Origin of the sequence: Leptospira yanagawae serovar Saopaulo str. Sao Paulo = ATCC 700523 (assembly GCF_000332475.2) — a bacterium.
GTDB lineage: Bacteria > Spirochaetota > Leptospiria > Leptospirales > Leptospiraceae > Leptospira_A > Leptospira_A yanagawae.
In genome coordinates this window covers 44,668-50,707 of the sequence record NZ_AOGX02000005.1, presented here as the reverse complement: position 1 = coordinate 50,707, position 6,040 = coordinate 44,668, and the positions used below count along the sequence as shown (strand labels likewise).

At 32.0% G+C, this 6,040-nt stretch carries 6 protein-coding genes; 5 read left to right on the top strand and 1 reads right to left on the bottom strand.

Annotated features, from left to right (window positions below; genetic code table 11):
• Both LEP1GSC202_RS00400 and LEP1GSC202_RS00395 read left to right on the top strand, forming a co-directional pair.
• Window positions 1–564 (top strand): integrase core domain-containing protein (locus tag LEP1GSC202_RS00400; protein WP_015675666.1); only part of this gene is annotated, 564 nt, incomplete at its 5' end.
• A gap of 597 nt (window positions 565–1,161) precedes the next feature.
• The gene (locus LEP1GSC202_RS00395; protein WP_015675691.1) at window positions 1,162–1,611 is read left to right on the top strand and encodes a MarR family transcriptional regulator; all 450 of its coding nucleotides are present in this window, start codon (window positions 1,162–1,164) and stop codon (window positions 1,609–1,611) included.
• A gap of 147 nt (window positions 1,612–1,758) precedes the next feature.
• Here the strand turns inward: LEP1GSC202_RS00395 and LEP1GSC202_RS00390 are convergent, their stop codons facing one another.
• Window positions 1,759–2,415, bottom strand: coding sequence for a tyrosine-type recombinase/integrase (locus LEP1GSC202_RS00390; RefSeq protein ID WP_015675672.1), 657 nt, complete (start codon window positions 2,413–2,415; stop codon window positions 1,759–1,761).
• An 818-nt stretch (window positions 2,416–3,233) separates the two neighbouring features.
• Between LEP1GSC202_RS00390 and LEP1GSC202_RS00380 the strand changes: the two genes are divergently transcribed.
• From LEP1GSC202_RS00380 to LEP1GSC202_RS00370, 3 genes are all read left to right on the top strand, one after another.
• Window positions 3,234–4,031 carry a hypothetical protein gene (locus LEP1GSC202_RS00380; RefSeq protein WP_156825317.1) on the top strand — a complete coding sequence of 266 codons (798 nt, stop codon included), beginning with the start codon at window positions 3,234–3,236 and terminating at the stop codon, window positions 4,029–4,031.
• 313 nt (window positions 4,032–4,344) lie between these two features.
• Window positions 4,345–5,553 carry an FHIPEP family type III secretion protein gene (locus LEP1GSC202_RS00375; RefSeq protein ID WP_015675682.1) on the top strand — a complete coding sequence of 403 codons (1,209 nt, stop codon included), beginning with the start codon at window positions 4,345–4,347 and terminating at the stop codon, window positions 5,551–5,553.
• A 98-nt stretch (window positions 5,554–5,651) separates the two neighbouring features.
• Complete coding sequence (locus tag LEP1GSC202_RS00370; protein ID WP_015675684.1) at window positions 5,652–5,963, top strand: hypothetical protein; 312 nt, start codon at window positions 5,652–5,654, stop codon at window positions 5,961–5,963.
• Window positions 5,964–6,040: the final 77 nt, after the last annotated feature.

The following is a 6,040-nucleotide window of genomic DNA, read 5'->3' as shown; positions in this document are numbered from 1 at the left end:
TATCGACTATATTGCTTAGAAGGGCTTAAAATAAGGACAAAACCGAAGCGAAAGAAAAGAAATGCATCATCACAGCAACTACCATTGCCTAAGAATTCAAACGAAGTTTGGTCAATGGACTTTGTTTTCGAACGGACGATTGATGGAAGAAAGCAAAGAATTTTAACAGGTATTGATCATTTAACAAGAGAGAATACCATACTTCAGGCAGAGTTTACTTTTTCGTCAGAAAAGTTGATCAGATATTTAAACACCCTCGAAAGACTTCCAAGAGCATTTGTTTTGGATAATGGAACAGAATTTACATCCAAAGACTTCCAGAAATGGGCAGAAGATAAGGGGATAGAAATTCACTTTATTGAAAAAGGAAAACCAACACAAAATGCATTTATAGAAAGTTTCAATGGTAAACTTAGAGATGAGTGTTTGAATCTACACTACTTTAAAAATCAAAGAGAGTTAACCGATGCTTTGCGAATTTTCCAAAAGGAATACAACGACGAGCGTCTTCACTCTTCATTGAATTACTTGACTCCTTCAGAGTTTAAGCGATCTTATGGTTGAAATGTTTAGAGAAAACTAACTTATCCATTGGTACTGAAAATGGGGGCAGGTCACTGGAGGGTGGAAAAATTGCATTTCAGCAGAGGAAAAATAAATACAATTTAATCTGAAATATAGACATTCTTAAACCGCATCAACTTACCTTTATTGAAATCTAAATTTTGGATCTATCAGGTGATTTTTTTATTTTAATACGGCATAAATCACAATAATCATTTTTAAAGTATTCAATATACGAGACCACTTCTCTTAAATTAAAAAATATATTTTTAAAATTGCTAAATGAATAATCAGGTATCGAAGTCAACCCGCAGAACGAAAGTATTTTCTTCTCCGACACCAAAGTAAAAATATGAATTTCTTTTTCGATTTTATTTAATATCTTCTGGAAAAAATTCCATATCCGATGTTTAAAGAGTTTTAAATTTTAAAAGAGCAAAAAATTCAGAAATTATAACTCAAACTGAAAATCAAATATTTGATTACTACTAATTATATATTACGAGATATACAGCAAATATTTAAGCCAATCATACAAATCGAAATGGCGAATATTGAATGTTATAAGTAAAATTTAATTGCACCAGGTATTCAAAAATGAATGGGAGAGAAAATAAAAAAGGGAAAATCCCAGAGAATCTAATTAATAGACTCAACAGATCAATCAATATTGCTTTAACCAAATTCAATCAAGAAAATGATTTGGATTTGGATGATATGTACTTAATTAACATTTATAAAAAGGTAAATAAGTCTCCAAAAAGCAAAGGAATTGGAAGGTCGAATCCAGTCTTATGGGAAGATGATTTTACCGAATTAGAAGGTCTGATTCTAACTAAAATAGCAGAACATCCAACTACAAGAAGAGAATTAGCATTCAATCTCAATATTCAAGCATCTAGTGTTGCTGGAATTGTTGGCGGAAAATTGCTCAAATTTGGTTGGGTGGAAGTTGTACGTTACCGTAAATGCACTGTGACCCACAAGACTGTTCAAGAGCTTTCGATTACAGAAAAAGGCAAAATTGCTTTAGCCAATCATTCATAATATTGGGTTATCTGAAATATTGATTTTCAATATACTACTAATTATTTGAGGAATTGAAGAATTTATAACAGGAAAATAAGATAATGCAACTGTCTGATCAATTTAAATAATTTGAGGTATGATATGATTTGGTGAAAAATGGATCTTCTAATTCCATACAAGAAGATCGGTCGCATTAAAGTAAGGCTTTGTGTAATAATTTGCCGTTGTTATCGGACTTGCATGAGCCAAGAGTTTCTGAGTTGCAATGGAACCATACATATCCATCACTCTTTGAGCCACTGCATGACGAATGCTATGTGGATGTATTGTCCTTCCTGACACTGTTACCTTATTCCATGACTTAACTATGTTTTGGAGTGTTCTCGTTGTGATAGGATGCCTAGACTTTCTGTTTTTCTCTGGGAGAGATAGAAAAAAATAATCTGATCTTATCCCAATGTAGCTATGGTATTCTGCAACGAAGTTCATGGCTTCAGGATTCAAGACGACTATTCCCCATCCCCCGCCTTTCTTACGATATTTAGCTAATTTAAATTCTTCAGGTGAGTTGAATACAGAAGAAAATTTTAGCCCCACCACTTCCCTAGCCCGCAGACCCGTAGTTGACATTATTCCGAAAATGGCACGATTCCTATAATCAATTTCTGTTTTAGGATTCTTAAATTCATTCGCTAAATCCTTCATGGTAGCGTAGCTTAACCCTTTTGAGAGCATTACCCCTTCTTCTCTGGGTCTTCTAGGAGGTTTCTTTGATCCAGTTCTCTTATAGTCTGAAATCTTAATAACATTTGATGAATTCATTGCGTATCACCTCCGTTATACGTACAATTATATGTACACATAACATAGAGTCAACTCTTATTTTTTGCAATAAATTCTAGCTTAAAAGAGATGTTGTATCTAATCGCAATTTCTAAAAGTATTTCAAGGCTTACATTAGGTGGGTTCTTTTTGAGAAGATTTTGGACAAGAGTTTTTGATTTCCCTGTTTCATTAGAGACTTTTCTCACTGAGAGACCCAGTTCTTCAATTCTGAATCGAATTTGCTCTATTAACTCCTTTTTATTTGTAGCAATAGGCATATTTGAACAATATTTGAGACGGGGAGACAGTCTTCACGCCATTTTGCTTCCGAATTCCTACATTTTTCGGAATCCAAATAACCCGAAGTCCATTAATAATTAACTAAATAGGCGTTGCCAGTTCCAAATAAAAACGTTTTGAAAAGACAATTCGAAATAATAATTTTCTGAATTTCTATTGTTCCATTGTAATTCATTAAATGATATAATACGCAAGATTAATCATGAGCATAGTTATCTAGGTAAAAAAAGAGCTGAAATACCCCAGAGTTGTCTTCGATTGGCGAAAAAATTTTAAATATTAGAAAAAAAAATCAGAAAATCTATGAAAACCTAGTACATATACTAAGTTTTTGACAAATCAAAAAAGTCCGAAAATTCAACTTCTTAACTAATAGAACGTGAAGATGAGCTAGAATACAAAACGCGATTTGCTTCGGTTTTCAATTTTTTAGCTCTAGAAATAATTTTTTCTGAAACCTCATAGGTGGCTTGGGAGAAGTTATGCATTCAACTAAATATCTGAGAACCAAACATATGAATAAAGAATTTTCATTATCTAAAAAACACTCATGCAATAACCAATACTTTGAAAAACAACGTAATGATTATAGCAAAAGAGAAAATACTACTCAATTCATCAAGGATATAGATTCAATAATTGAGGAATACAGTGATATTTACCAACCATACCTGATTACATTCAATGTAGATAAAACATTAGGTTATTGCTACATAACTGAATATCCTGACAGAAAGATACTTACACAAATCTTAAAGAAGACCTTTAATCGTATCCATAACCACTTTTTTGGTAAGCTCGATAAACATAATTACTTAGATTTTATGAAAATTGGAACTTACGGAATCGGTATAGAAGAATCTTGTTTCGATCATTATCACTACATATTCTGTTTACCACCGTTTTTAATACCTAAACTTGAGGAGGAATTCAATAGACAAGTGAAGAAATTACTTTATGGATTTGAAGGTAAAATGCATTATAAAACTTATAATAAAAGTATCAAGAATTTTCTGGGATACGGAACTAGATATTACTCAAACCTAGAAACAAATAATGCAAAATTCGATGGTATAGACCTCGATGTTTCATGTTTGAATTTCTCACTCAATCAGCTAAACCATATAAGCGAAAATGAAATCAAAACCATGCACGAAAAAAATCTCGAATTTTATAAAAACAAATATTCTTTATCAGGTATCGCTAGCTTTAAAGCACCTAAGGTTACAATTGTGAAACCGACGCGAAGAATCAAAGAAACCCCGTTTTCAGATAGATCCTTGTATGATTTTAATTATCGAAGTATGTTTTAATCGAATTTCTAAGGTTAAATCTTTAATAATGTTAACCCACAAGTAATGCTACTAGATTCATTCTGCTAATGAACTTATGCCATTCCCAATTCTCAAATTCCCTTAAGGAAAGTCAAAACGACGCAATTCAATTCATATTTTTGCATCTGAGTGAACATGGCTTCTTTGCGGAACGGACAGTTGAAAAAGAAGCTTTGCCCTGAAAATCACAATGAAATTCGCGTAATTTTTAGAAATTATGAGAATTAATCGAAAAAGGAAAAAAAATGCCACTTGGACTTATTTTGTCCTACCCAATTGTTAGAATGAAAATATGAACCTAACTCCAGATACAATTGAAGCTCTCCTTCTCACAATTCCTTTTGTTTATCTAGTTTTTTTCTTCTCCTCTGATTATATAACAAGCGAATATACTAGAAGCTTTATAAATTCATATCTCGAAAGCAAGAATCCGAGAGAAATATCAATTGAAAAACAAAACCAACCTCAGAACGAAACAGAATTTAAGATTATAGACATTCTGAACTATCTAATTCAATATAGATTGCATTTTCGTTCTTTCGGATTTATTTTTATAGCGATTTTCTCATTACTGATTTCTTTTGAAATCATAGATTCGACGGAATTTTATCTGGGGATTTTATTCCTTGCACTTGTCACATCAATATATCATTGGGTTTTAAATTATTACAGAGAGAAGTTAATTGGGAGAAAGATAACCTTCTTCCAGGAATTCTCTAAAGTAACCATATTGATTTGTTTTTTATACTTACTTATAGAACCTACGAAAGGAGTTTTAATTGATCTATTCATTTATTTTTACATTTCCTTGGAACTATTCATTTTAAGTAGGATTTGCTTTGTAAGGGAACGGATTTATTTTAAATCATTTCCTAAATTAATTTTTATGATTTCTATTTTCCGTCTACTCATTACCTTTTCAATAACGAGATCGGTTATTTCTAAAGGCTTTTTTATCGACTCAAGCTTCTTTAATTTTATTTTCAATCTTTTACTAACTCTGGAGAACTCAACTCTCCATCCAATCTACGGTATAATTTCCCTCGTATTTTTGACAGTAATTGGATATACGCTTTCAACTTATGTTTATCAGATTACAAGTTTTGCTACAGAGCATAGTGTATTTAGAGAGCCAGCGGATCGAATGTTTATTGATTCGGCAATCAATATGGGTAACTTTACTGAAAAAGAAGCTAAATTCAATCAAAAGAAGTTATCAGAAGATCTTCATTTTATGGCTGAACTAGATAGTACTTTGAACAGTGTTATCAAGCAATTTCGGTTTTGTTTACTACTTTCTATTTTAATTCTCATCGGCAGTATCATGATCGGATTTATATTTCGAGGAGAATCATTCACTGAAATTAAATCTACGTATTTAATCTACTCTGTAAGCCTTATTTTGTTCTGCATAGTTTCTGGTTTGTTTTCCTTTTTAAGTATCGTCATAGCCATTCTAAAGCCACGTAAAATAGGATTCTCAAACCTAAAGGAATTATAAACATAAAGTTTATTCTAATTTGTCATACCTAGTGAGTATAATCCTCAAAATAATGAAATATACTGTGAATGAATTTTTAATTATCAGGAGTCATTTAAATGAAAACCATTTTATATCTTAAACCCGAAGACTTTGTCTTTCCTGCTTCCTTGTCGTTGGGGCAAAGATTATGTAGAGAATCTGAATCTGCAATCTATGATGAAATTTTTTTGGAAGTAAACGAAGGACATGCAATCAAACTTCGACCTGGACAATTTACTATAACCGATGATTTAGTTGCTCGTGCCACTGAACTTTGTAAGGACAAAGATTCATTGACTACATCTTATTTGCAAAGGAAGTTGCTCATCGGTTACGAGCTGGCAGACAAATTGAGATTGGAGATGATTTCGAGCGGGCTTACGAAATAAGTTCTTTGGTTAGAAAAGGTAATCCAAAATTCAGATCTACGAAACTTACTTCATTTAGAAAATGATTAAGTTTGGAA

Excerpts from the sequence above, each read along its gene's own strand:
- LEP1GSC202_RS00395 (WP_015675691.1), top strand. The coding sequence starts at position 1,162 with ATGAATGGGAGAGAAAATAAAAAAGGGAAAATCCCAGAGAATCTAATT.
- LEP1GSC202_RS00390 (WP_015675672.1), bottom strand. The coding sequence starts at position 2,415 with ATGAATTCATCAAATGTTATTAAGATTTCAGACTATAAGAGAACTGGA.
- LEP1GSC202_RS00380 (WP_156825317.1), top strand. The coding sequence starts at position 3,234 with ATGAATAAAGAATTTTCATTATCTAAAAAACACTCATGCAATAACCAA.
- LEP1GSC202_RS00375 (WP_015675682.1), top strand. The coding sequence starts at position 4,345 with ATGAACCTAACTCCAGATACAATTGAAGCTCTCCTTCTCACAATTCCT.
- LEP1GSC202_RS00370 (WP_015675684.1), top strand. The coding sequence starts at position 5,652 with ATGAAAACCATTTTATATCTTAAACCCGAAGACTTTGTCTTTCCTGCT.